Raw genomic sequence first — 25,464 nt, forward strand, 5'->3', positions numbered from 1 at the left:
GGATGGCGCCGTCCGACCCGCTTTGTCCGGAGGTTCCTTCCCGTGCCCGTCCCGATGCCGCAACGCCAGACCTCGATGCGGGAGGCCATTCTGGAGGCCGCCGAGGATCTGTTTTCGCGCAACGGCTTCCGCGCGGTGTCGATGCGGGAGATCGCCCAGGCGTCCGGCGCCAACCTCGGCAGCATCAGCTACCATTTCGGTTCGAAGGACGGGCTGCTGCGCGCGATCTACGAGCGGCATTCCGGCCCGATGAACCGGCGGCGCGGCGAGTTGCTGAGCGAGGCGCAGCGCATCCGCGACCCCGACGACCGCCTCGCCGCGATCGTCCGCGCCTTCATCCTGCCGTCTCTCTCCGAATCGGAGGGCGGCGTCGGCGGCGGCGCCCGCTTCGCCCGGCTGCGCGCCGTCGTCATGGCGGAACGCCACGAGGAGGCGCAGAAGATCATCGCCGAGACCTTCAATCCCATCAATCTCGCCTTCCTCGACGCGCTCCAGGCCTGTCTGCCGCGCCTGTCGCGCGCCGACATCGTCTGGCGCACGCACTTTTTGCTGGGGGCGGTCAGCTACACGCTGATCAACCCCTGGCGCGTCGCCCGCCTGTCCGACGGGGTGGCGGACGGCGAGGACACCGAGGAGGCGTTGACCCAGATCGTCCGCGCCGCCGTGGCTGCCTTCCGCGCGCCGGCCGGCACGGACGCGGCATCCTGAGACGCGGCATTCCCATCCGTTGAGGAGCATTCCCATGACCGAGCAGATCGGCATCCGCTGCGCCCTGATGCGCGGCGGGACCTCCAAGGGCGCCTATTTCCTGGCCTCGGACCTGCCGGCGGATCCGGCGGCGCGCGACCGCATCCTGCTGGCGGCGCTGGGGTCGCCCGACCCGCGCCAGATCGACGGGATCGGCGGCGCCCACCCGCTGACCAGCAAGGTCGCGGTGGTGTCGCGCTCGGAGCGGCCCGGCTGCGACGTCGATTACCTGTTCCTCCAGATCGTGCCGGACAAGGCGATCGTCTCGGACGCGCAGAATTGCGGAAACATCCTGGCCGGTGTCGCCCCCTTCGCCATCGAGCGCGGGCTGGTGGCGCCGACGGGCGAACGCACCACCGTGCGCGTCTTCATGGTCAACACCGACGGTATCGCCGAGGTGACGGTGGAGACGCCGGGCGGCCGCGTGCGCTATGACGGCGACGTCGCCATCGACGGCGTGCCGGGGCGCCACGCGCCGGTGGTCCAGGCCTTCCTCGACACCGAGGGGTCGGTGTGCGGCGCCCTGCTGCCGACCGGCCGTGTCCTGGACGTGATCGCCGGCGTGCCCTGCACCCTGATCGACAACGGCATGCCGGTGGTGGTGATGCCGGCGGCCGCCTTCGGGCTGACCGGCTTCGAGGACGCGGCGACGCTGGAGGGCGACGCCGTCCTGAAGGAGCGGCTGGAGGCGATCCGCATCGAGGCGGGCGAACGCATGGGGCTGGGCGACGTGCGGACGCAGACCGTCCCGAAGCTGACCCTGGTGGCGCCGCCGCGCGACGGCGGCATGGTTTCGACGCGGACCTTCATCCCGTTCCGCCTGCACGATTCCATCGGCGTGCTGGGGGCGGTGACGGTGGCGACCGCCTGCCTGCTCGACGGCGCGCCGGCCAACGCCCTGGCGGTGGTTCCCGCCGGCTCGTCCAAGCGCTGCGACGTCGAGCATCCCACTGGCCGCCTGACCGTCGAGATCGAGCTTGAGGCGCGGGGCGAGGGGATCAAGCTGCGCCGCGCCGCCCTGGTGCGGACGGCGCGCCTGCTGATGGATGGCACCGTGTTCGTGCCCGGCGCCGACTGAAGGGCGGTCCGCTTCGGCTGCGGGACGGCTGTCCGCGATCGCGGACAGCCTGCCGGATGGCCGGTCAAACCGCCGCGTCCGGCACCGCCGGCTTCGGCTTCCTCCGCCGCTCGGTCAGTTGCGAGACCAGCCGGTAGAACAGCGGCACGAAGAAGACCGCCAGGAAGGTCGCGGCCAGCATGCCGCCGATCACCCCGGTGCCGATCGAATGGCGGCTGCCGGCACCCGCGCCCGCGCTGATCGCCAGCGGCACGCAGCCGAGGATGAAGGCCAGCGAGGTCATGACGATCGGGCGGAAGCGCAGCTTGGCCGCCTCCATCGCCGCCTCCTGGACGCTGCGGCCCTCCTGGCGGAGCTGCACCGCGAACTCGACGATCAGGATGGCGTTCTTCGCCGCCAGACCGATCAGCGTCACCAGACCGATCTGGAAATAGACGTCGTTCTGCAACCCGCGCAGCCAGATCGCCAGCACCGCGCCGAACACCGCGAAGGGCACCGCCGTCACCACCGCCAGCGGCAGCGACCAGCGTTCGTACTGCGCCGCCAGGATCAGGAAGACCATGACGATGCCGAAGAGGAAGGCCTGCGAGGCCGAGCCCTGGGTCGCCTGCTCCTGGAAGGCGGAACCGATGAAGCCGATCGAGAAGGTCTCCGGCAGGGCCTTGGCCGCCGCCTCCTGGATCGCCGCCAGCGCCTGCCCCGAGCTGTAGCCGGGCGCCGGGCTGCCCATCACCTTGGCCGCCGGGAAGACGTTGAAGCGCTCCATCAGGTCGGGGCCGATGACGCGCTGCACCGTCACCAGACTGTCGAGCGGGATCATGTCGCCGGCGTTGGACTTGACGAAGACGTGGCGCAGATCGTCGGGCTTCTCGCGGAATTCCGGCTCCGATTGCAGGTTGACGCGGTAGGCGCGGCCGAACAGCGTGAAGTCGTTGACGTAGAGGCTGCCGAAGCTGCTCTGCATCGTGTCGAAGATCACGTTGAGCGGCACGTCGAGCGCCTTGACCTTGTCGCGGTCGATGGTCACCCGGTATTGTGGCACGGCGGTCGAGAAGGTGGTGCGCACGCCGGCCAGTTCGGGGTGCTTGGCGGCCTCCTGCACCAGCGCGTTGGTCGCCTGCATCAGCGCCTCGGCGTTGCCGCCGCCGCGGTTCTGCACATACAGCTCGAAGCCGCCGGTCGTGCTCATGCCGGTGATCGGCGGCGGGTTGAAGGACAGCACCATGGCGTCCTTGATGCCGCTCGCCATGCCCATGAAGGTGCCGGTCAGCTTGCGGGCGTCGAGCGCCGGGTCGGTGCGCTCCGACCAGTCCTTCAGCGTCACGAAGGACACGCCGGCGCTGGTCTTGTTCGACATCGACAAGAGGTCGAAGCCGGCGAAGGTGACGACGTCGGCCACCGCAGGCTGCTTGGCCAGCATGCCGTTGATGGCGTCGGTGACGGCAACGGTCCGGCTCAGCGAGGCGGCCGGCGGCAGCACCGGCATCATGAAGACGTAGCCCTGGTCCTCCTCCGGCGCCAGCGCACCCGGCACTCGCTGGAACAGCATCGCGGTGGCGCCGAGCAGCCCGGCGAACAGGATCAGGCTGAGGAAGGCCCGGCGGTTGAAGAAGCGCACCCCGGAGAGATAGCCGTTGGTCGCCCGCTCGAACCAACGGTTGAAGATTCGGAAGGGCAGGATCGGCTCGGCGTGGCCGGGCTTGAGGATCAGGGCGCAGAGCGCCGGGGTCAGGGTCAGCGCCACGATGCCGGAGATCACCACCGACACCGCGATGGTGATGGCGAACTGCTTGTACATCTGGCCGACCAGTCCGCCCATGAAGGCGACCGGCACGAACACCGCGCACAGCACCAGCACGATGGCGATGACCGGGCCGCTGACCTCCTCCATCGCCTCGAAGGCGGCGTCGCGCGGCGACAGCTTGTCCTGCGCCATGATGCGCTCGACATTCTCCAGCACGACGATGGCGTCGTCCACCACGATGCCGATGGCCAGCACCATGCCGAACAGGGTCAGCAGGTTGATCGAGAAGCCCAGCAGATACATGCCGGCGAAGGTGCCGATCAGCGACACCGGCACCGCCAGCAGCGGGATGATCGTCGCCCGCCAGTTCTGGAGGAACAGGAAGACGACGCAGACGACCAGGATCAGCGCCTCGATGAAGGTGTGGATCACCTCGTCGATCGAGACCTGGACGAACTTGGTGGTGTCGAAGGGGATGGAGTAGGCGACGCCCTCGGGGAAGCGCTTGGCGACCTCGGCCATCTTGGCGCGCACCGCCTCGGCGGTGGCCAGCGCGTTGGCGCCGGGCTGGAGATAGACGCCGATGGCGACCGCCGGGCTGCCGTTGTAGGTGGCGGAGAAGTTGTAGTCCTGCGCCCCCAGCTCGACCCGTGCCACGTCCTTCAGGCGCAGGGCCGCGCCGTTGCTGTCGGCGCGCAGGATGATGTTGCCGAACTCCTCGGGGTCGAGCAGGCGGCCGGGGGTGGTGACGCTGTAGGTGAAGGCCTGCGGCGTCGCCATCGGCTCCTGGCCGAAGCTGCCGGCGGCGAACTGCGAGTTCTGCTCGCGCACGGCGGCGGCGACGTCGCTCGGCGTCAGGTCGAAGCGCGCCAGCTTGTCCGGCCGCAGCCAGATGCGCATGGCGTAGTCCTTGGCCCCGAACAGCGAGGCGTCGCCGACGCCCGGCGTCCGCTTCAGATCGTCGATGACGTTGAGCAGCGCGTAGTTCGACACGTAGACCGGATCGTAGCGCTTGTCCGGCGAGGACATGGTGACGACCTGGAGGATCGAGGTCGAGCGCTTGCGCACGGTGACGCCCTGGCGGCGCACCTCCTCGGGCAGGCGGGCCAGCGCCGCCTGGACGCGGTTGTTGACGTCGATGGTCGCCTGATCGGGGTTGGTGCCGATCTGGAAGGTGACGGTCACCGACACCGTGCCGCTGGAAGACGCGGTGGAGCGCATGTAAAGCATGCGGTCGACGCCGTTGATCTGCTGCTCCAGCGGGGCGGCGACGGTCTCGGCGATCACCTCGGCGCTGGCGCCGGGGTAGGTCGCCGAGACGACGACCTCGGGCGGGACGATCTCGGGGTACTGGGCGATCGGCAGCGCCCGCATCGCCATCAGCCCGGCCAGCACGATGACGACCGACAGCACGGTCGCGAAGACCGGCCGGTCGATGAAGAAGCGGGAGATCATCGCGCGGCCTCCTTGGCGGGGGAGGCGGCGGGAGCCGGAGCAGCCGGAGCGGGGGCCGCCGGGGCGACGGCCTTGACGGTGGCGCCGGGGCGCACCTTGATGACACCCTCGGTGATCAGCCGGTCGCCGATCTTCAGCCCCTCGGCGACGATGAAGCGGTCGCCGACGGCGCGGCCGAGCTTGACCGGGCGGATCTGCGCCTGCACCGCGCCCTCGCCGGGCACGACATAGACGAAGGTGCCCTGCGGCCCCTGCATCACCGCCTTCTGGGGCACGGCAATGGCGTTCTTCAGCGTCATGCCCTTGACCACCGCGCGGACGAACTGGCCGGGCAGCAGCCGGTTGTCGGGGTTGGCGACGACGGCGCGGGCGCGGATGGTGCCGGTGCGCGGGTCGACCGTGCTGTCGGTGTAATTGATCTGGCCGCTGCCGCCGAGAACCGTCCCGTTGGCGGTGCGGACGTCGACCGGCAGATGGCCGTCGGCCGGGGCGGTGACGGTGCCCTGGGCGATCTCCTCGCGGTAGATCGTCGCCTCGGCGTCGGGGATGGCGAAGTTGACGTAGACCGGATCGAGCTGGGTGATGTTGGTCAGCAGCCCGTTGCTTCCGGTGTCGACGAGGCTGCCCTCGGACATCGTCTCGCGGCTGGTGACGCCGCTGACCGGCGCCTTCACCTGGGTGTAGTCGAGGTCGATCTTGGCCGCCCGCACCTCGGCCTCGGCCACCGCGACGCTGGCGCGGGCGAGGTCGAGCGCCGACAGCGCCTCGTCGCGCTCGCGCCCGCTGACCGTCTCGCGCTGGAACAGCGGCTCGATGCGCTTCCAGTTGCGGTCGGCCTGGAGCAGCCGGGCCTGCTCCTGGCGGAGCTGCGCCTCGGCGCGGGCCAGCTTGACGCGGTAGGGCTCGGGGTCGAGGCGGAACAGCACGTCGCCCTGCTTGACGACGGAGCCCTCGACGTAGGTGCGCTCCAGCAGGATGCCGCCGACGCGCGCCCGCACCTCGACCTCGCGCGAGCCGGCGACGCGGCCGGCGTATTCGAAGCTGAGCGGCACGTCCTGCGCCTGGACGAGGATGGCGGTCACTTCCGGAGGAGGCGGGGCGGTCTGCGCCAGCGCCGGCCCGGTGCAGACGGCAAGCAGCAGCGACGCGGCGAGCGGCGCCGCGAGGAAACCAGGAAAGGCGTGGCGCGCGGAACTTGCGGTCATGGCGGCTTCCGGACGGGGCTGTCGGGGGAAATGATGCGCCCGTTGTATACAGACATTCATGCATGTATGTAAAGCGGCAGGGCGACACCTGAGGGCAGGCGCTGTATAAGGACGCCCGCGAGGGAAGGCCGATGGTACGACGGACGAAAGAAGAAGCGGAGCAGACCCGCAACGCCATCCTCGACGCCGCCGAGGCGCTGTTCTTCGAGCAGGGCGTCGCGCGCACCACGCTGGAGGGGATCGCGCGGGCGGCCGGGGTCACCCGTGGCGCCGTCTATTGGCACTTCCACGACAAGGTCGATCTGTTCGAGGCGATGCAGGCCCGCGCCAAGCTGCCGCAGGAGGACGTCTTCCACGGACTGCTCGATCGGGCGGACGCCTCGTCCCTGGAGGCGCTGTGCGCCACGTTGAAGGAGGTGTTGCAGCTGATGGTCACCGACCAGCGCCGCCGCCGTGTCTTCACCATCCTGTTCCACCGCTGCGAGTATGTCGAGGAGATGCGTGGGATCATCGAGCGCAAGCAGGCCCGCACCGACGAATTCATGGAACGCGCGACCCGATTCTTCGAGGCGGCGGCGGCGCGGGGGGATCTGGCGCCGCACTGGCTGCCGGCGGCGGCGGCGCTGTCGATGCACGCGCTGCTGATCGGGTTGCTGAGCCGGATGCTCCAGGGCGGCGCCCCGGACGAGCGCGCGGTCGCTTTGGCCCAGGAGTGCGTCACAGCCTTCTTCCGCTCCCTGGCGATCTCCGGCGATCCGACCGCGGGAGCCATCGGCGCTCCGACGTAGCAGGGCAACACCGAAGCATGGGCTGACGCGAAAACGCCACGGAACCCGTTACCACGCTGTCCAGCCCTTTCCCCAGGGGGGAGAGGGCTGGACAGCGGTGTTGCGATGGGATTCCCTCAAACCACCGGCGTCGTGAAGCTCACGCTCGCCGGCCGGCCCGGCAGATCCAGCTCTGCCTGCACGGGGGCGCAGCGGCTGATCACCCGTCCACGGCGCAGCACCAGCAGCCGGGCGGCGCGCGTGCGGATCGCCTCGACCGGGCTGCCGGCCTGGAGCACCACCAGATCGGCGTTGCAGCCCGGCTCCAGCCCGTAGCCCTCGAGATGCAGCAGCTTGGCCGGGTTGACGGTGACGGCGTCGAAGCAGGCGGCCATGCCGGCCTGCCCGGTCATCTGCCCGACATGCAGCCCCATGTGCGCCACCTCCAGCATGTCGCCGGAGCCCAGCGGGTACCAGGGATCCATCACGCAGTCGTGCCCGAACGCCACCGTCAGCCCGGCGGCCATCAACTCCGGTACGCGGGTCATGCCGCGCCGCTTCGGATAGGTATCGTGGCGCCCTTGCAGGGTGATGTTGATCAGCGGGTTGGCAATCACGCCCAGATCAGCCTCCGCCATCAGCGGGATCAGCTTGGAGACGTAGTAGTTGTCCATCGAGTGCATCGAGGTCAGGTGCGACCCGGTCACCCGGCCCTGCATCCCCAGCCGCTGCGCCTCATAGGCCAGCGTCTCGACATGGCGCGACAGCGGGTCGTCGCTCTCGTCGCAATGCATGTCGACCAGCAGCCCGCGCTCCGCCGCGATCTCGCAGAGCAGCCGGACCGAGGCGGCGCCGTCGGCCATCGTCCGCTCGAAATGCGGGATGCCGCCGACGACATCGACCCCCATGTCGAGCGCCCGCTTCAGCCGCTCCCCGGTGCCGGGGGAGCGCAGCACGCCGTCCTGCGGGAAGGCGACCAGTTGCAGATCCAGATAGGGCGCGACGCGCTTCCTGACCTCCAGCAGCGCCTCGACCGCCAGCAGGCGCGGGTCGCAGACATCGACGTGGCTGCGGATCGCCAGCAGGCCGCGCGCCACCGCCCAGTCGCAATAGGCCAAAGCCCGCTCGACGATGGCCTCCTGGACGAGCTGCGGCTTCAGCTCGCCCCACAGCGCGATGCCCTCCAGCAGCGTGCCCGACTGGTTGACGCGCGGCAGCCCGTAGCTGAGCGTCGAATCCATGTGGAAATGCGCGTCCACGAAGGGCGGCGTCACCAGCCGGCCGGTCGCGTCGATCTCGCTGCCCGCTTCCCCGGCCAGCTCCGGCGCGACGGCGGCGATGCGGCCGTCCTTGACGCCGATGTCGACGCCCTTGCGGCCGTCCGGCAGGGTGGCGCGGCGCAGGACCAGATCGAACATCAGCGTTCTCCTTTGCGGTAGGGCACCATCAGGGCGCGCGGGTAGGAGGCGCGGCGCGCCACCAGAACCAGCGCCAGGATGCTCAGCAGATAGGGCATCATCAGGAACACCTGATAGGGCAGGATTCCGCCGGCCACCTGCTGCAACCGCAGTTGCAGCGCGTCGAAGACGGCGAACAGCAGCGCGCCGAGCAGCGCCTTGCCCGGCCGCCAGGAGGCGAAGACCACCAGCGCCACGCAGATCCAGCCGCGCCCGTTGACCATGTTGAAGAAGAAGGCGTTGAAGGCCGACAGCGTCAGGAAGGCGCCGGCCAGCGCCATCAAGGCGCTGCCCGCCATCACCGCGCCGATGCGCAAGGCCGTGACGTTGAGGCCCTGAGCCTCGGCCGCCGCCGGATTCTCGCCGACCAGCCGCACCGCCAGCCCGACCGGCGTGCGGTACAGCACGTAGGCGACCAGCCCGACCAGCGCCAAGGCGAGGTAGGTCAGCGGCGTCTGCGCCAGCGCCCCCGGCAGGTCGAGCGGCTGGAAGGGCGTGATCGTCGGCGGCGTGCTCGCCTGCGGCAGGACGAGCCGGTAGACGTAGTAGGACAGGCTGGTGCCGAGCAGCGTGACGCCGATGCCGGTGACGTGCTGTGACAGGCCGAGCGGCACCGTCAGCAGCGCGTGCAGCAACCCGAGCAGCGCTCCGCAGCCGGCCGCGAACACCACGCCGGTCCACAGGTCGGCGCCCTGGTAGACCGCCATCCAGCCGGCCATGGCGCCCAGCGTCATGATGCCCTCGATGCCGAGGTTGAGCACCCCGGCGCGCTCGCACAGCAGCTCCCCCAGCGTGCCCAGCACATAGGGGGTGGCGATGCGCAGAACCGCCGTCCAGAAGGCGGCGGAGACGAGAATGTTGAAGACTTCCCCGAGGATTTCGGTCACGTCAGCCTCGCCGCAGGCGGTAGCGGGCCAGCAGCCCGGCGACCAGCATGCAGAGCAGGCTGGTGGCGACGAGCACGTCGGCGATGTAGTTGGGCACCGGCATGGCGCGGCTCATGGCGTCGGCGCCGACGAAGATGCCGGCGATGAACAGCGCCGCCCCGACCACCCCCAGCGGGTGGAGCTGCGCCAGCATGGCGACGACGATGCCGCTGTAGCCGAAGCCGGGCGACAGGTCGAGCGTCAGGTAGCCCTTCAGCCCGCAGACCTCCGCCGCCCCGGCCAGCCCGGCGAGTCCGCCGGACAGCAGCGCGGTGCGCAGCATGACCCGCGTCACCGGCATGCCGGCGAAGGCCGCCGCGCGCGGGTTGGCGCCGACCGCGCGGTTCTCGTAGCCCCAGATGGTCCGCGTGTCGATCAGCCAGAGCAGCGCAGACAGGCCGAGCGCGATGGCTAGCCCGGCGTGCAGGCGGGTGCGCTCGACCAGCTTGGGCAGCTCGGCGGCCGGATCGACCGGGGCCGACTGCGGCCAGCCCATGCCCATCGGGTCCTTGAGCGCGCCCTCCAGCAGCATCGACACGAACAGCAGCACGACGAAGTTCAGCAGCAGCGTCGTCACCACCTCGTCGACGCCGAAGCGGACCTTGAGCACCGCCGGTCCCAGCAGGGTGACGCCGCCGGCCGCCATGCCGGCGAGCAGGACCAGCGGCATCAGCGCCCAGGCCGGCAGGTCGAGCATGCCACCGCCCAGCACGACGGCGGCGAGCGCGCCCATGTAGAGCTGCCCCTCGGCGCCGATGTTCCACAGCTTGGCGCGGAAGGCGACGGCGGCGGCCAGCCCGGTGAGGATCAGCGGGGTGGCCCTGGTCAGCGTCTCGGTCAGGGCGAAGCGGGAGCCGACGGCGCCCTCGATCAGCAGCCCGTAGGCGCGCAGCACCGGCGCGCCGGTCCAGGCGACCAGCAGGGCGCAGAGCGCCAGCGCCGCCAGCACGGCGCCCAGCGGCGCCAGCAGCCGGACGGCGAGCGGGGTATCGGTGCGCGGTTCAAGCCGCATCGACGATCTCCGGAAGGATGTCCCAGTGCCCGGCCATCAGCAGGCCGAGCTGGCCGACCGACACGCGGCCGTGCGGCAGGAGCGGGGTCAGGCGCCCGTGGTGGATGACGGCGATGCTGTCGGCGAGCGCCAGGATCTCGTCGAGATCCTCGGAGATCAGCAGCACCCCGGCGCCGCGCGCGCGGGCCTCCAGCAGCCGGCCATGGACGTAGGACACGGCACCCACGTCGAGCCCGCGCGTCGGCTGGCTCGCCAGGATCAGGTCGGGCCCGTGCGCCAATGTGCGGCCGAGGATCAGCTTCTGCATGTTGCCGCCGGACAGAAGCTGCGTGCGGGCGTCGGGCCCCGGACAGCGCACGTCGAAGGCGGAAATCACCTCGCGGGCGTAGGCGCGGGCCGCACCCCGGCGCAGCACGCCGAAGCGCGAGAAATCCCGGTCGCGGTAGCGCTCGGCGATCAGATTCTCCCACACCGCCATGGCGCCGACGAGGCCGGCGCTGTGGCGGTCCTCCGGGATGCGGGCGACGCCGCGCCGCACCATGCCGGCCGGATCGGCGCGGTCGATCCGCTCGCCCTTCAGCGCGGCGTGGCCGCCGTCGGCGTGGATCAGGCCGCTGACCAGCTCGGCCAGCGCCGTCTGGCCGTTGCCGGACACGCCGGCGATGCCGATCACCTGATGGCGTCGCACGGTGAGATCCAGCGCGTCGAGCAGCGGGCGGCCGTGGCCGGAGGCGACCGTCACGCCGGCCAGCTCCAGCACCGGGGCGCCGGGCTCCAGCGCGGCGGGGGCCGGCGGCTTGACCTCGCGGCCGACCATCAGTTCGGCCAGCCGGTGCTGGTCGGTCGAGGCCGTCGCGTGGGTGGCGACCAGCTTGCCGGCGCGCAGCACGGCCACCGTGTCGCTGGCGGCGAAGACCTCGTTCATCTTATGGCTGATGAAGACCACCGCCAGCCCGTCCGCCGTCAGCTTGCGCAGCGTGTCGAACAGGCCGGCGGATTCCTGCGGCGTCAGCACCGCCGTCGGCTCGTCGAGGATCAGGATGCGGGCGTCGCGGTAGAGCGCCTTGAGGATCTCCACCCGCTGCCGCTCGCCGACCGACAGGTCGCCGACCAGCGCGTCGGGACGGACGCCCAGCCCGAAGCGCTGGGCCAGCGCCAGCAGCTTGCGCTTGGCCGCCGCGCGGTCGGACCAGGGCCGCCACAGCCGCTCGGTGCCGACCGCGACGTTGTCGAGCACCGACAAATTGTCGGCCAGCGTGAAGTGCTGGTGGACCATGCCGATGCCGGCCCGCAGCGCCGCCTTGGGCGAGCCGGGGGGCAGCGGACGGCCGAACGCCTCGATGGTTCCGGAATCGGCCACGTAATGGCCGAACAGGATGTTCATCAGGGTCGTCTTGCCGGCGCCGTTCTCGCCGAGCAGCGCCAGCACCTCGCCGGCGCGGAGCGTCAGCGAGATGCCGTCGTTGGCGAGAAGCGGGCCGAAGCGCTTGGTGATGCCGTCGAGGCGGAGAACGATCTCCGCCTTTTCAGGCACCGCGCTGGTCGCGGGTGTGGGCATGACGGGGAGGGGTCCGATCACATCGTCGACTTGGGCTCGCCGTCGTCGACCTTGACGGTGAATTTGCCGGCGCGGATGTCGGCCTCGCGCGCTTTGACCTTGGCGATCACCTCGGCCGGGATCCTGGACTCGAAGGTGCCGAGCGGGGCGAGGCTGGAGCCCTTGTGCTCCATCTTCGAATAGGGGCCGTAATCCTCGGCCTTGTAGCTGCCGGCCTTGACGGCGGCGATGGCGCGGTCGACCGACGGCTCCATGTGCCACAGCGCGCTCGCCACCACGGTGTCGGGGTATTGCGGCTGGGTGTCGATGACGTTGCCGATGGCGAGCACCTTGCGCTCCTTGGCGGCGTCGGACACGCCGAAGCGCTCGGCGTACATCACGTCGGCGCCGCGGTCGATCATGGCGAAGGCGGCTTCCTTGGCCTTGGGCGGGTCGAACCAGGAACCGATGAAGCTGACGGAGAATTTGGCCTTCGGGTTGACCTCCTTGGCGCCCTCGATGAAGGCGTTCATCAGGCGGTTGACCTCGGGGATCGGGTAGCCGCCGACCAGGCCGATGACGTTCGACTTGGTCATCGCGCCGGCGATCATGCCGGTCAGGTAGGCCGGTTCCTGGATGTAGTTGTCGAAGACCGAGAAGTTCGGCTCCTGCAGCTTGAAGCTGGAGCCCATGACGAAGGCGGTCTTCGGGTAGTCCTTGGCGACGGCGCGGGCGGCGCGTTCGACGCCGAACACCTCGCCGAAGAGGAGCTGCTGACCGGCCTCGGCGTACTGGCGCATGACGCGCTCATAGTCGGTGTTGGCGACCGATTCGGCCCAGACATACTCGATCTCGCCGCGCGCCTCGGCGGCCTTCAGCGCGGTGTGGATGCGGCTGACCCACTGCTGCTCGATCGGCACCGTGTAGACGCCGGCGACCTTGACCTTGCCCTGCGCCCAGGCCGGCAGGGCGCCCGCCATCGCCCCGGCGACCGCCACGGCCGCGACACCACCCAGCACGGCCCGGCGCGCCACGCGCGCGGCCTTCGCGAATCCCCGAACACCCATCCGAAACCCCTCCGTCGTCGTGCCCGGCGGCGCGCACCCGCGCGCGGCCGCCGATCTGCGCCCATGCGCAAAGCCCCGGCTTGTTGCAACGGCGGTGCCACGCGACGCCGCCCTTGCGGCTCCGTCCGGCCCCCGCGCACCCAGGGATCACGAAATTGGCATGTGACCGAAAGATGGGCAACATTTCCGTAGCGAAGGTCGGGTTTCGCCCAATCGGGCGGCATGAACAACACAAATATTTGTATGATTTTCGGTATTATTTTCTATATTTACAGTAGATAAAAGAGCGGTCTACCATGACGCTGCGGTGTTGGACGGCCTCTGCGTATCGGGCCTGCCGGCGCCGCGACCGTGAAACCGGCGGGGTGGGGTGGCTTTGTCCCTCCGGCATCCCGCTCCGCCGGTGTCCGGTCGTCCGCCCCATCCGACCACCATTCCGAGGCCCGCCGTGCCCGACGCCGCCTTTCCCACCCTGACCGCCACGCCACTCGGCCCGACCATCGGCGCCCGCGTCACCGGCATCGACCTCAGTGTAGCGCGCCGGATGGTTTGACGTGATCCGCCACATGGTTTGACGTCATCCCGGCCACCCGGCAGTGTGGTTGATGACGGCTGGCTCGGTGCTCACCAACGCGGCATCCTTGAGGGTGCGGGCGTGCTGCATGGTCCGCCCGTACCAGTCACCTACAGCGGCAGCCAGGGCCAGCCCATCGGCCGGTGTGGGAAGCGGCAGGCGGCTATTGTCCTGGGTGATCCAGCCGGCCGAATAACCGTCCGACCATGGGACGGTCCCGGCCTGCGCCAGCAACGCGGCGATGGACATACCGCCGAGGTCGGCACGCCCCTTGTCGGAGACGTCGATCATCTTGCCGAGATAGGGGGCGCCCAGCACCAACCTGCGATCCCGCTCGGCGTTGATGGATGCGACCTTGGCGTTGCGGGCGGTGTCGAGCTGCGCTGCCAGCTCGGCCGGCGAGAGGTCGACGACGTCGTACCGCACCGTCACCGCGTCGGCGCCGAGCGTCCACGCCTCCTCCGGGTGGCGGACGAGCCGCTGCTCAGCGGTGATGGACGGCGGCTCGTCGACCACGGGCAGCCGCCGGACGTCGGGGCACAGCGTGGCCCAGTCCTCCGCCGTCCAGGCGCTCCAGGCCAAGGCCGGATGCTGGGTGCCGTCCGACCCGGCGAAAGCCTGCTCCTGGTAAAAGACGCGGAAGGTGTTGTCAGGCCACACGAGCGCGGCCGGGAATTGCACGGACATGATGGACTCCGTTATCAGGCGGCGACGAGGATCTTGAGGTAGAGGGTGGTCGCGTTGTTCCAGCCGAGCACCGCTTTGCCGGGCATGGCCGGCGGGAAGACTTCGACGATCAGCGCAGTGTTGGACACCGAGGAGGTGGTCGCGGTGACGGCCGGCGTGACGGTCGAGTTCGGTATGGTGCTGATGGTCTGCGCCGCGATCTGGATCGTTGATCCTGATGCCCACCAGAGTAGGTTGGCTTTGCCGTCGGGCAGGATGTTGTCCGGGTTCTGATACCACCAAGTATTAGTGGCAGGATTTGTTGCGTATTGTGTGAACGTGGGAACGTAAGTCCCAGCAGAGAACTTGATCTTGCCCCAGGCGCTGAAATAGCCGTTGGTCTCGTACTGCCAGCACTCGCACTCCATGGAGTTGCCCATGCCGAACACAATGTTGCGGTTGTTGCTATAAGGCGGGGCGAAAGACCTGATCTCCGTCCAGGTGCCACCGCCAGCCCCGGAGACCGCATAGACCTTGTAGGTGAAATTGTTGCTCAGATCGACGATGCCGGCGACAACGTGCGTGGCGTCCAGCACAGCCACGCCGCGCATGCCGTTGATGCTGGAGGCCGGGACCGGGTTGGTCGCCGAGAAGGTGGTGCCGCTGACGGAATGCACCCACCCACCGTCCACCCAGGCGTTGCTTCCAAGCGGCTGCAAGCGGTCGGCGAGGGGGCCGGGACCGAAATCCACGCTGGAGCCGCCCAGGTTGTAGACACCGTAATCCTTGTTGATGGCGCCCAAGGATACGTTGTTGGAGCCGTCCAAGGTGAAGACGAAGGCGTTGCAACAGGTCGTGCTGCCGCCATTGCGCTCCGAGGAGTACCAGACCACGGCCTGGCTGTCGTTGATCCGGCGGGTCACCATGCGGGCGCCGTTGCTACCGACCACGGCGTAACCGCTGGGAGCGAACTGCGTTGTAAATGCCTGCCGACTGCCCCACGAAATCGTTGAACCCGACACCGTGAAGACGCAGAAGGACATCACCGTGTAGCAGTTCAGCCCGTTCGTCGGCGCTTCGGGCCAGATCACGACACCTTTCGTCGCCGTCAGCAGCACGACGCCATAGGCCCCTCGGGCACTGCCGTTCATGGATGTGGCGAGCGGCCACGGCAGCGCTGTTGCCGCGCCATCCTGAGCCCCGGTGTAGCTCGCCCAGGGTGAGCGCATATTGCCACCCATCATCATGTTGCCGCCCAGCAAGTCGCAATGTTGAGGGCGGTGGAGGCGCAGCTCCGGCGGGACCAGGAGGCCGGAAGGACGGCGGGCGAAGTTGTCCATGGTCAGAAGCCGCCGATGAAGGTTGCATCAATGGCCGTCGTGCTGACGACCTCGCACACGATCTTGTCCCGCTTGCCGGCCGTCGTGGACGCTACCGGAGCTGTGCCATTCGGAAATTTGAAGTAGCTGCCGAAGCTGACCGCACGGTTGCCGGAGACGTCCTGCGTGGCGTTGATCGTGAACTCCATGCCGACCATCGCCGCCGTGATCGTCGGATTGGGGAAGACCGTGGCACCCCCCAGGGTGACGGCGAACTTGTTGCCGGCCGTCAGGTCCAGCGTGATGGAGGACGCCCACGCCGGCGTGACCGCCTTCGGCACCACAGGTCGGAACAGAGCGATAGCCCCCGTTGCCGCGACGCGGAACACCTCGACACCACCCGCAACTGCTGTCCAGACCCCAGACGAGACCAAATAGAAACCGGACCCCGCCTCGCCGATCCGCAAGGCGAGGCTGCCCAAGGTGCCGGCGATGGTCTGGAGCCAAGCTGTCAAGGTGTTGGGCGAGGCCGCCAAACGCCAATGCCCGGCCGTCGCAACATAGCTCACTGTGGTGACGAGGTCGGCAGAGAGGGCGCCACCGACCAGAGCCGTGCCCCGCGCGTCGCACAACGGCTTGACGGGTGCCGTACCCACCACCAGCGTCACCGCGTCGGTGTTCGCGGCCGGCGTCACGAACCGCACGGTCAGACCATCGTACAGGCCCGTGACCGGCACGGCCGGCGTCACGACCAGGGCGTTGGTGGTGCCGGTGGTGCCGGTCGCCAGACCGCCCCAGATCGTATCGCCCGCGCCCGCCGCAGCGACAGCGGCGGCGGTCTCGGTCGCCAACCGGTCGGCGTGTACCAGCGCGACCTGCTCCTCGGTCTGCTCGGCCTGCTCGCCGACCCACTGCGTCATCGCCCCCACAGCCCGGACCGCCGCCGGGAAGTTGTCGACATGGCCGGCAATGGTGCCGTCCTCGCTCTCGTCCATGCCGCCGGGATTGGTCAGTGAGACGGGATCGCTGTTCCAGTAGCCACCCTTGGCGCGGTCGATTTCGGTGGTCGGGCGTGATGTCATCCGATGATCTCCAAAAGCTTCAGCTCGGTCGACCAGAGGTCGCCTTCGTTCTGCGTCACGCTGATGCCCCCCTGTTCCAAGGTCGCCAGCCACGTCCGCCGCCACAGGTGACGGGACTGGGTGATGTCCTCGACCATCAGCAGTGGACCGCTGCTGCCGAGGCCCTGCCCCATGTCGAAGAAGTGCATGGCTTCGTCTTCCGACAGGTCGACAAAGCGCACCGTCTTGCGTCGTGGCGCCGGCCGGACGTCGACGATCCGCCGGCCGCCCGGCGTGGTGTCGACGGGCGAACTGTTGACCGGCTCGATCACCAGTCCCCAATCGTGCGGCCATTCCGGCCGGAAGGCCCGCGTCACGAACAGGTGCCCGAGGTCGAGAGGAAATCCCTTGTTGTCGATCTCGACCCGCAGCGCACGACAGCGTGGGGAGTTCGGCGGGCGCGTCACCAGCTGGCGCGTCTTGCCGGCAAGGTCGCGCTCGGACGGCCCCAACCGCCACCAGTTCTTCTGGAAGTAGGACGCTGCCGCCGCCCGGCCGGCGCGCGGGTACACCGGAAGCACCGGCGCGGACGGCCCGCCGACAAGGATGGCGCCGGGGGAACGGTCGACCGGGTCGCTGTACCATGTCAGCCGGTAGCCGGCCGCACGGTGCAGGGTGCCGCCGGCCAGCACGATGGTGTCGAACTTGGTGCGATCGGGAAAGACGATGTCAAACCATGCGTCGTCGATCTTGCCGGAGACGCACCGGGCCGTCACTTCCTTGACGGTCGGGTCCAACAGGTTCTCGACGGAGCGCGCCCAGTTCCCGCCCGACAAGGTGGCGGTCAATGCGAGGTTCTCGTCCAACACAGCGGCGTTGCCGGCGCTCATCCGAACAGCCTCATCGTCATCAAATTGCGCCTCGGGCTGGCGATTTTGCGGCCGATGTACAGCAGCGGGTCGGCCATTCCCTCCGGCGGGTAGTCGAGCAGGATCGTCTTGCCCAGCGGCAGCGCGAGGCGCGCGGCGGTCGCCTCGACCGCGATCCACAGGCTCCGGCGGGGCGTGTTGTCAGCGCGCGGGCCGAGCACCGACAGCAGCCGCGCGGCCAGGGCCTCCATGTCGGTCTGGCTGGTCAAGGCCGTCTCGATCTCGATGGGGCGGGCGTCGGGCCAGCGGGCCTGCGTCGACGGGGCCGAGGCGACGGCCTGACGCCATTCGTCAGTCAGCCACCGTCCCCGGTCCGTGTCCCGCACCGAGGTCGCCTGTGAGGAGCGGGTCAGCGTCCGGTGGTTGCGCCGGCCCTTGATGGTCACTTTCCACGCCGGCACGGCGAGGGACGGATCGTCGACGCCGATGTCGAGCACCTGCCCCTCCGTGATGGTCATCGCCGGCGCGCCGGGCACGTCGATCACCACGGCCTGCCACGCCCCCAGCGCGTCGGGCACGGCCACCCCGCCGGCCGACCGCTGCATCAGGTCGATGACCTCGCGGTATCGCACCTCGCCCGGCCACCACGCACCGATGGGCGCGGCGTTGGCCCACGCCGTCAGGGTGGCGCCGATGGTGCCGGCGCCGCGCTTGCCGAGCGCCCAGCGGATGGCGTGCGGAGCGGTGGCGATGTAGGTGCCGCCGGCGTCGCGCCGGCCGCGCGGGGTGAAGGTGATCTCATTGCCCAACGTGCCGCCGAGCCGGATCAGGCCGCGCGGGGTATCGACGGCGTACTGGGTCGCCGAGAGGGTCGCCGTGTCGAAGCCGGCGCCGGACGACGTCGCGACGAAGCCCATGCCGGCCGCCGCCCCGCCGTCCCAGAACGCCGTCATGCCATCCGCCGGCCCGGCGTCCCACTGGTAGGCGCGGCTGATGGAGTTGACGACCACCGCCGGCACGTTGTCCGGCTGGCCGAGGCACAGCGGCACGCTGTTGCCCTTGCCGGCCTCGGGAGTACCATCGTACCCCACTGCGCCGGCGTTGGTGCCGCCATAGGTCCGCGTCTCGACCGCATCGTCCAGCGCCGCCCGCAGATCATAGATGTCGATCGTCACGCGCCGAGCCTGCTGCCGCGACAGGGCCGGCTGCGCGGTTTCGCCCCGGCCCCGCATCACCGGATCCCAATCGCGCCACCACAGGCCGTCCCGCCCCCGCCGAACCTCAATCGCCCCGATCGCGCAGCCGGCGAGGTAGCTCAAGGCACCGTCGCCGTTGAGCAACTGAAGCTGGCCGGCGCCGACGTCGGCCGCCAACGTCGACAGGTCGGCCGACACACCGGTGGCGTAGGAGGGCGGACCGTCGAGCCGTTGCCGGATTGCCATGTTGGGATAGTCCGGATCGTCGTGCGGCAGCGGCAGCACCGCGCCGTCGCCGAGGAACAGCGTCTCGGCGGTCCCGTTGGGGCGCGTGAGGTCGATCTTGGCGGCCCAGACGTCGCTCATGAGCCGGCCAGCTTTCGAACCTGCACGGCGAGCTGACCATGGGAGCGGGACAGGTCGGCGATGGCCTCGGCCATGTCGGTGACGCGGGACGACAGGTCCAATATCAGCCGGCCGATGTCCATCACGGCGCTGGTGACGCCGCCGATCGCCGTGACCATCGGCGCCATGTCCACCGACACGCTGACCGACTTGGGCGAGAGGATGTCCTTGGTCTGCTCGTGCGTCCAGTAGCGGGCCGGGCCGGTCACCTCCAGCTCGGCGCCGCGTTCGCCGACGATGCGGGCGCCGCCGACATGGTGACCGCCGGTTGCAAAGCCGGGGATGGACCGATCGTGCGCGAGCTGGGCGAACCAGTCGCCGGTTGGCCCGCCGTTGGTGGCGCCGCGTGCCGCGTCGATCACGGCCCGCCAAACCGCCGGATCGGTGCCCAGCGCGTTCGCCTGCGCAATCTTCTCGTTGTACAACGAGACGCCGTTGGCGTTGACCTGATCGGCCGACAGCCGGCCGGAGGCTTGGTCGCCGAGCAGCGTGTTGTACCGGCCAAACCAATCGGTCATCCAGGCACCGGCGCGCGTGGCTGGCGTCTGGACCGGCGTCCGGCCCTCGCGAATGGCGGCGACGATGTCGGCCAGCAACCCGGCGCTGGTGGCGCCGCTGTCCGACATGGTGTCGTTAAGGCGCGAGAGCCAGTCGATCTGGCGATCGAGGCCCTGCGCGCGGCTCGTCTCGGCCGTCGCGAGCGACCGCGCGAGATCGCGGGTCGCGGTCCAGATGCCCTGGACCTGTTGGAGACGGCGGTCGTACTCCTCGGCACCCAACCCGTAGGCGCGGGCCTCCTCCAGATAGCGCTGCCCGAGCGTGTCCATCTTGCCGGCGGCGTCGACGGCGGCCTGCCGCTCCTCGTCGGACGGTCCCGGACCGCCCAGCGCCAGCTTGGCCTGATAGTCGGTCAGGACGCGGGCGGCGTCGGTGAACTGCTGCTCGGTGGTGTCCAACATGGCCTTGGCGCCGAGGTTGGACAGGTCGCGGTTGACCAACAGGCCGTCGACCGCCGACTGCATGCTGTCGCCGACCCGCGTCCAGTCGGCCGCCGCCTGACGCGCCGACGCGGCGGCGGTCCGCCACTCCTCGCCGACCTGCTGCGCGGCCTTGCTGACGGCGCTGGTCCACGTCTGGTCAACCCGCTGGCTGGCCTGCGACGCGCTGTCCCGCCCGGTGGTCCATGCGCCCGTGATCTGCTCCAGCACGGTCGAGTACTGCTCGCCGGTAATGACGCCGGCGGTCAACAGGCGCTCCAACACGCCGTAGGTGTAGGTCAGATCGCCAGCGGTGGCGGCGCCGGAGCGGGCCGTCACCAGGAAGGCGTCCAGCTGCGTCGCAAACGCGCCGACACCAGCGGCGGCGACATCGATGCCGGCATCGGCGAGGATGTCGGCGGCCGAGCTGGTGCGGGTCGGATCGGCCAGGGCGGCGACGCTGGCCGACCCGGTCCGGATCGTGGCGGCCAGGGTGGCGGCGCTGGTGGTGGCGTCGGTGTAGGCGCCGGTCAGCGTGCCCAGCACCGTCTGGTACTGTTGCGTGGTGATGACGCCGGACCGTAGCAAGCCCTGCAGCTGGCCGTGGGTATAGGTCAGGTCGGCCGCCGTGGCGGTGCCGGCACGGGCCGTCGTCAGGAAAGCGCCCAGCTGCGTCCGGAAGCCGGCAACGCCGGCCGCCGTCTCGACGATGCCGGCATCGGCCAGAATCGCGCCGGCGTCCTGCTTGCGGGTCGGGTCGATCGCCGAGGTCACAGTCCAATCGCCCTGGCGCAGGGTGTTGGCGACGGCCATGGACGTCTGCCACGCGGTGGTGATGCTCTGGATGGAGGCGTTGTACTGCTCGGCGGTCAGGGCACCGGATCGCCACTGCTCATCAATCTGGCCAAGGGCAAAGGTGAGGTCGCCGACCGTCAGGGAGCCGGTGCGCGCCGACAGCTCCACCGCGTCGATCGTCCGGCCCATCCGCTCCATGCCGCTGATGGTCATGTCGAAGCCGTTGGCGGTCATGCGGGTGACGGCCGAGAGGCGGGCGGACGGATCAAGCAGCGCCGCGACGGCGGTGTCGCCCTGCGCCTGGATCAGGTTGACGTTGGTCAGGTAGTCTTCGCGGGCCTTGGCGAGGTAGCGGGTCTGCAAGTCCACTTGCTGCCCTGCGGTGAAGCCAGCGGCGGCGAGACTGGGCGCCAACGTCTCAAAGTTGATACGGGCCTGTTCGGTGACGGCGTCCAGACCGCGCAAGGGCTGGACCACCGGACCGAGGCCGAGCATCGCCGTTAGACCATTCTGAAGCGCCGGCAGCAACTCCGCGTCGGTTGCAAGGCCCAGTTCCCGAGCCTTGCTGGCCCAATCGACGATGTTGGTTTTGACCTTCTCACCCAGTTCCTTGGCGCTCTTCGTGAACTCAGCCAGCTGGTTGTTGGTCGGATCCAACGACGCCGTCAGCGCATTGAGCTGCTGACGGAAGCCCGCGGCATACTCGACGTCGGTGGCGAGGTCTTCGGCCTTCGTCGCCTTGCTGTTGGTCAGCGCTGTCCGGACGTCCGCGTTGACGCCGCTGACGTAACCACCCGCGTCGAGGCGCTTCAGCGTGTCGCGGATGATCCCCGCGACCATTTCCTCCTGCGACCCGTATTCCTGTTTTTCGCCGGCCGTGTTCCCCGCAAGCATGGGGGTGTACGACCACTTGTTGTCCTTCTGGTAATACTCGATATGCCCGAAGTTCATTTCGGACTGGCCGGATCGGAACGAAGCGCCGATGCCGCTGATGATGGTGTTGACGGACTGCGACACGGCGTCGGTGATCGCCGTCAGGTCGGTGCCGTCCATGCCGTTGTCGCCGGCGCTCGGTCCGCTCTTGGTGCCCGTCTTGTCGAGGTACAGATTGCCGGCCGCGTTGGGGCCGACCGACGCTTTGACGGTGCCCAACAGCCCCATGATGGCGCCGACCACGGCGCCGACCGCCGCGCCTACCGGCCCGCCGAGAGAGGACAATCCCATGATGGTGGCAAGGTACCCGGCACCAGCGCCGAGGGCTGCGCCCGAGAGACCGCCGACAACCTTAGAATTGGTGGCGGTGCCAAGGTATCCCCCGATCATGCCCCCAAACGCGCCCGCACCGGCAGCGCCGAGATAGGCGGATATCCCGCCATTGACGGCAGCGCCCGCCCCTTGCGCGCCGGCCGTGCCCCAGCTGTTGTACGCTGCAAGGCTGCCCGTGGCCGGGTTGATCGTCGTGGCGGCGAATGTCGCGGCTTGTCCGCCGACCGCCGGCACGATGGTGGAGGTCGCCGTACCGATCCCCAAGGCATTGGCGCCCCAGAGGTCGACCTTGTCCATCAGGCTGACGCCGCCGGTCAGCTTGTCGAACGCCCAGCCGCCGCCCTTGGACAGGGCGGTGTTGGTCAGGCTGCCGGTCAACCCGCCGCCCGACTGGGCACCGGTGGCGGAACCGCCCACGGAGAAGAGCGACGGGGCGTTGCCACCCGTCATCCAGTTCTTCATGGGGTTCAGAACGGTGAGGGTCAGCGCAGCCTGGATGACCTCCGACATGACCGCCTTGGCGATCGACCCCCAGCTGATGGTCGAGGCGGTGCCCTGCGCGAAGGCTTCGGTGATGGCGCTGCCGACCCGGTCGAACGCCTGCTCGCCCAGCCGGCCCAGTTCGGTCCACAGCGCGCCCTGCTGCTCGATGTCGGCGCGCAGCCGGATGGCCGCGTCGTGCTTGCGCAGCAGCGCGGCGACCTCGTCCTCGGTCGCGTTCGGGAACTGGCGACGGATCTCCAGCTCGGCGCGGGCGAGTTCCAGGGTACGGGTGCGGATTGTCTCGCCTTCGCCCTGAAGGGACTGCTCCAGCTGCAACAGCTGGATCTCTTCATCCTTCGAGCGGAGTGCCTGATTGTAGCCCTGCTGCTGCTGCCACTTCACCAGCTCGGCCGTCTTCGCGCCGATCGCCTTGGCCCGTTCGCCGTCGACGGCCACGCCTTCCTTCTCGACCTGCGCGGCGGCCTGATTGCGGATGGTGGCCTCGGCCACCGCCCTGGCGCCGCCCAGCCCGGCTTCGGCCAGGGCCTTCGTCGCGGTGATCTGAAGGTCAAGATCGCGGTTCCACTGCGCGGCGGCGAGCGTCCGCCGGGCGGCGTCCTCCTCGGTCAACCGCGCCGCCAGCTCGCCATGGGCGCCGGCGCCGACCTTCAGCGTCTCGTTCTCGATCTGCTGCGCCAGCGTCACCGCCGCGACCGCCGCGCCGCCCTTCTCGGTGGCGGCGGCCATGTCGAGCAGCTGGCGGGCCTGCCGGCTGCTGGCGGTGGCGGCCTCGCCGGCCTGACCGGACAGGCCGGCCATGGCCTCGCGCAGCTTTCCGGTCCGGAAGGAGGCGGCGTTGGCCTGGACGATGACTCCGTCGCGCAGGGCATCCGCGACCGCCTTGTCGGCCTGCGCGGCGGCGATGGTGGCCGGGTTTCCGCTGGCTTGCGCCTTCGCCAGCTTGTCGGCCGCCGCCGCCGCCTCGTTGGTCAGGCGGACCTGTTCCGCGCTGTCGGCGTTCCGCTTCGTGCGCCACGCCGCCGTCAGGCCGGCGCTTTCGTCGTCGGTCAGCGGCCGGCCCTTGTCCTGCTCGGCCTGATCCAGCGTCTCGTACAAGCTCCGGAACTTGGGCGAGACTTCGACGGTGGCCGCCTCACGCTTCAACCGTGCGATCGCCGCCGCGACCGGGGAAATCTTCTCCTCCAGCTGTCCCATCAGGAAGGCGGCGTCGGCGGCGGAAATCCCCAGCTTTTTCAGCTCGGCCGGCGGCAGGGCGAGAACGCGCGTCAGAACGTCGGTCTGCGTCCGCAGCTCGACCTCCGACTTGGTCAGCAGGCCGTTGCGGGTGACAACCAGGTCGACGGCGTCGGCGGCATCGGCGAGGCGGCCGGCCAGCTTGTCGGTGACCGACTGACCAGCTTCCGCCGACCCCCACATTTCGGCCCAGCCGTCCTTCGCGTCGCCGAGCGCGGTCTCCAATGTCCGTAGCTTCGCAAGGCTCGCGTCGATGTCCTTCTCGACGTCGGCCAGCTGGCCGTCCGTCATGGCGAGGTTGCGTTTGGCGTAGACGCCGCCGGCACCGGCGGCGTAGCGGGCGCGGTCGGCCTCCAACTGGCGCCGCCGGTCGAGCAGGCGATCCAGGGCGAACTGCTCGCGGACCAACGCTGCTTCGTCCGTCTTCCGCGTTCCCCAGGACAACGCGCTGTCGGCCGTGTTCAGGGCGGTCGTTCCAGCGTTCAGGATGCTGATCCAACCGTCAATCAGAAGCCTGCCGCCGTTGGCCAGGAACCGCTGCTGCGCATTCTCGATCCGCTGGAACGCGGCTTCGACGGATCCCGATGCGCGCTCGGCCTCTCCGGCGTAGCCCTTCAGCGCCTTCAGCAGGGTGTCGCGGAAGACCTCCGACGTCACCCGGCCTTCGGCGATCAGCTTGCGGAAGCCACCGGTCGGCAACCCGGCTGCCTTGTCCAGGTCGAGCAACAGGCCGGGCAGCGGCTCGACGACCTGATTCAATTCCTCCATGTGGACGATGGGCGAGGCCAACGCTTGGCTGAGGCCGTACATGACGTCGCCCATCCGGCCGGCGTCCGCCGCGTACTTCACCTGTGCGTTCGCCAGTCCTTCGGTGAAGGCGCGGGCTTGGTCGACCGTCACCAGACCGGACCGCGACAGGTTCAGCAGGCGGGCGTAGCTGTCGGCCAGGACGGCGGTGCTCTGTCCCAGCCGGTCGGCCGACTTCGACAGCCAATCCTGATTGTCGCGCAGGGCGGCGCCGGTGCCCACCAAGCTGGCCAGCCGGCGTTCCAACTGCTGCGCCTGCGACGCGGCGCCGATCAGCTCGCCGCCGAAGGCGAGCACGCGATCGACCGCCAGCAGAGCGCCCATGGTCTTCAGGCCGCCGGCAAGGGTGCCAAGCATGTCCGTCAGGCCGGATGCCCGGTCGTTGGCCCCGTCCAGCGCCGCGCTGAACGACCGCGTCATGCCGCTGTGAACCGACAGGATGTCGGCGGCCTGCCGATGGACGGCCGCCCCATCGGCAACCGTCCGCTGCAACAGCTTGGCGCGCTCCGAGACCTCCCCCATGTCGGCGGACAGTGCGCCGGTGGCCCGGCGATGCTCCTCCAGCGACACAACCCCGGAGCGGTCACCGACACGGCGCAGTGCGGCGCCGGCATCGTTCGCGGCGTCGCCCAGCCGCCCCAGGTCGGTCACGCTGTCCCCGGCCACGCCGCGCAACCCGGCGCCGGTGGCGGTCGCCGCGAGCTTGTCCATTTCCTCGCGCGACACACGGACACCACCGATCAGCCCGGCGGCGTCGGCGGTGAACTGGAAAGCGACCTTCATGTTCGCCACGATGG

16 protein-coding genes are annotated in these 25,464 nt (G+C 69.6%); 3 read left to right on the forward strand and 13 right to left on the reverse strand.

Annotated features, from left to right (window positions below; all coding sequences use genetic code 11):
- Positions 1-42 precede the first annotated feature (42 nt).
- Entirely contained in the window at positions 43-708 is a 666-nt protein-coding gene (locus tag JN22_RS31750; RefSeq protein ID WP_211099724.1) for a TetR/AcrR family transcriptional regulator, read from the forward strand.
- 34 nt (positions 709-742) lie between these two features.
- Complete coding sequence (locus JN22_RS31755) at positions 743-1,825, forward strand: 4-oxalomesaconate tautomerase (RefSeq protein ID WP_085557892.1); 1,083 nt, start codon at positions 743-745, stop codon at positions 1,823-1,825.
- 64 nt (positions 1,826-1,889) lie between these two features.
- Here the strand turns inward: JN22_RS31755 and JN22_RS31760 are convergent, their stop codons facing one another.
- Both JN22_RS31760 and JN22_RS31765 read right to left on the reverse strand, forming a co-directional pair.
- The gene (locus tag JN22_RS31760; protein ID WP_085557893.1) at positions 1,890-5,024 is read right to left on the reverse strand and encodes an efflux RND transporter permease subunit; all 3,135 of its coding nucleotides are present in this window, start codon (positions 5,022-5,024) and stop codon (positions 1,890-1,892) included.
- On the reverse strand, positions 5,021-6,229 hold the full coding sequence (locus JN22_RS31765; RefSeq protein WP_085557894.1) for an efflux RND transporter periplasmic adaptor subunit: 1,209 nt from the start codon (positions 6,227-6,229) through the stop codon (positions 5,021-5,023). The genes JN22_RS31760 and JN22_RS31765 overlap by 4 nt, the downstream gene beginning before the upstream one ends.
- 131 nt (positions 6,230-6,360) lie before the next feature.
- On the opposite strand from JN22_RS31765, the gene JN22_RS31770 reads away from it, so the two are divergent.
- Positions 6,361-7,017: a TetR family transcriptional regulator gene (locus JN22_RS31770; RefSeq protein ID WP_085557895.1), complete on the forward strand. Its 657-nt coding sequence runs from the start codon at positions 6,361-6,363 to the stop codon at positions 7,015-7,017.
- 116 nt (positions 7,018-7,133) lie between these two features.
- On the opposite strand, the gene JN22_RS31775 is transcribed toward JN22_RS31770, so the two are convergent.
- The 11 genes from JN22_RS31775 to JN22_RS31825 all read right to left on the reverse strand — a co-directional run bounded on the left by JN22_RS31775 (position 7,134) and on the right by JN22_RS31825 (position 25,450).
- On the reverse strand, positions 7,134-8,414 hold the full coding sequence (locus JN22_RS31775) for an amidohydrolase family protein (protein WP_085557896.1): 1,281 nt from the start codon (positions 8,412-8,414) through the stop codon (positions 7,134-7,136).
- Entirely contained in the window at positions 8,414-9,340 is a 927-nt protein-coding gene (locus JN22_RS31780) for an ABC transporter permease (RefSeq protein ID WP_223678002.1), read from the reverse strand. The genes JN22_RS31775 and JN22_RS31780 overlap by 1 nt, the downstream gene beginning before the upstream one ends.
- Before the next feature lies 1 nt (position 9,341).
- Positions 9,342-10,391 carry an ABC transporter permease gene (locus tag JN22_RS31785; protein ID WP_085557897.1) on the reverse strand — a complete coding sequence of 350 codons (1,050 nt, stop codon included), beginning with the start codon at positions 10,389-10,391 and terminating at the stop codon, positions 9,342-9,344.
- Entirely contained in the window at positions 10,381-11,949 is a 1,569-nt protein-coding gene (locus tag JN22_RS31790; RefSeq protein WP_085557898.1) for an ABC transporter ATP-binding protein, read from the reverse strand. The genes JN22_RS31785 and JN22_RS31790 overlap by 11 nt, the downstream gene beginning before the upstream one ends.
- Positions 11,950-11,966: 17 nt before the next feature.
- On the reverse strand, positions 11,967-12,995 hold the full coding sequence (locus tag JN22_RS31795; RefSeq protein ID WP_085557899.1) for a BMP family protein: 1,029 nt from the start codon (positions 12,993-12,995) through the stop codon (positions 11,967-11,969).
- Positions 12,996-13,572: 577 nt separating this feature from the next.
- Positions 13,573-14,256 carry a DUF4376 domain-containing protein gene (locus JN22_RS31800; protein ID WP_085557900.1) on the reverse strand — a complete coding sequence of 228 codons (684 nt, stop codon included), beginning with the start codon at positions 14,254-14,256 and terminating at the stop codon, positions 13,573-13,575.
- 14 nt (positions 14,257-14,270) lie between these two features.
- The gene (locus JN22_RS31805; RefSeq protein WP_143268958.1) at positions 14,271-15,575 is read right to left on the reverse strand and encodes a hypothetical protein; all 1,305 of its coding nucleotides are present in this window, start codon (positions 15,573-15,575) and stop codon (positions 14,271-14,273) included.
- 2 nt (positions 15,576-15,577) lie between these two features.
- Positions 15,578-16,636 carry a hypothetical protein gene (locus tag JN22_RS31810; protein WP_143268960.1) on the reverse strand — a complete coding sequence of 353 codons (1,059 nt, stop codon included), beginning with the start codon at positions 16,634-16,636 and terminating at the stop codon, positions 15,578-15,580.
- Complete coding sequence (locus tag JN22_RS31815) at positions 16,633-17,505, reverse strand: hypothetical protein (RefSeq protein ID WP_085557903.1); 873 nt, start codon at positions 17,503-17,505, stop codon at positions 16,633-16,635. Before JN22_RS31815 ends, JN22_RS31810 begins: the two co-directional genes overlap by 4 nt.
- Complete coding sequence (locus JN22_RS31820) at positions 17,502-19,046, reverse strand: hypothetical protein (RefSeq protein ID WP_085557904.1); 1,545 nt, start codon at positions 19,044-19,046, stop codon at positions 17,502-17,504. Before JN22_RS31820 ends, JN22_RS31815 begins: the two co-directional genes overlap by 4 nt.
- Complete coding sequence (locus JN22_RS31825) at positions 19,043-25,450, reverse strand: tape measure protein (RefSeq protein WP_143268962.1); 6,408 nt, start codon at positions 25,448-25,450, stop codon at positions 19,043-19,045. Before JN22_RS31825 ends, JN22_RS31820 begins: the two co-directional genes overlap by 4 nt.
- Positions 25,451-25,464 lie beyond the last annotated feature (14 nt).

Origin of the sequence: Azospirillum agricola, from assembly GCF_020005195.1 — a bacterium.
In the GTDB taxonomy this organism is placed as follows: domain Bacteria; phylum Pseudomonadota; class Alphaproteobacteria; order Azospirillales; family Azospirillaceae; genus Azospirillum; species Azospirillum agricola.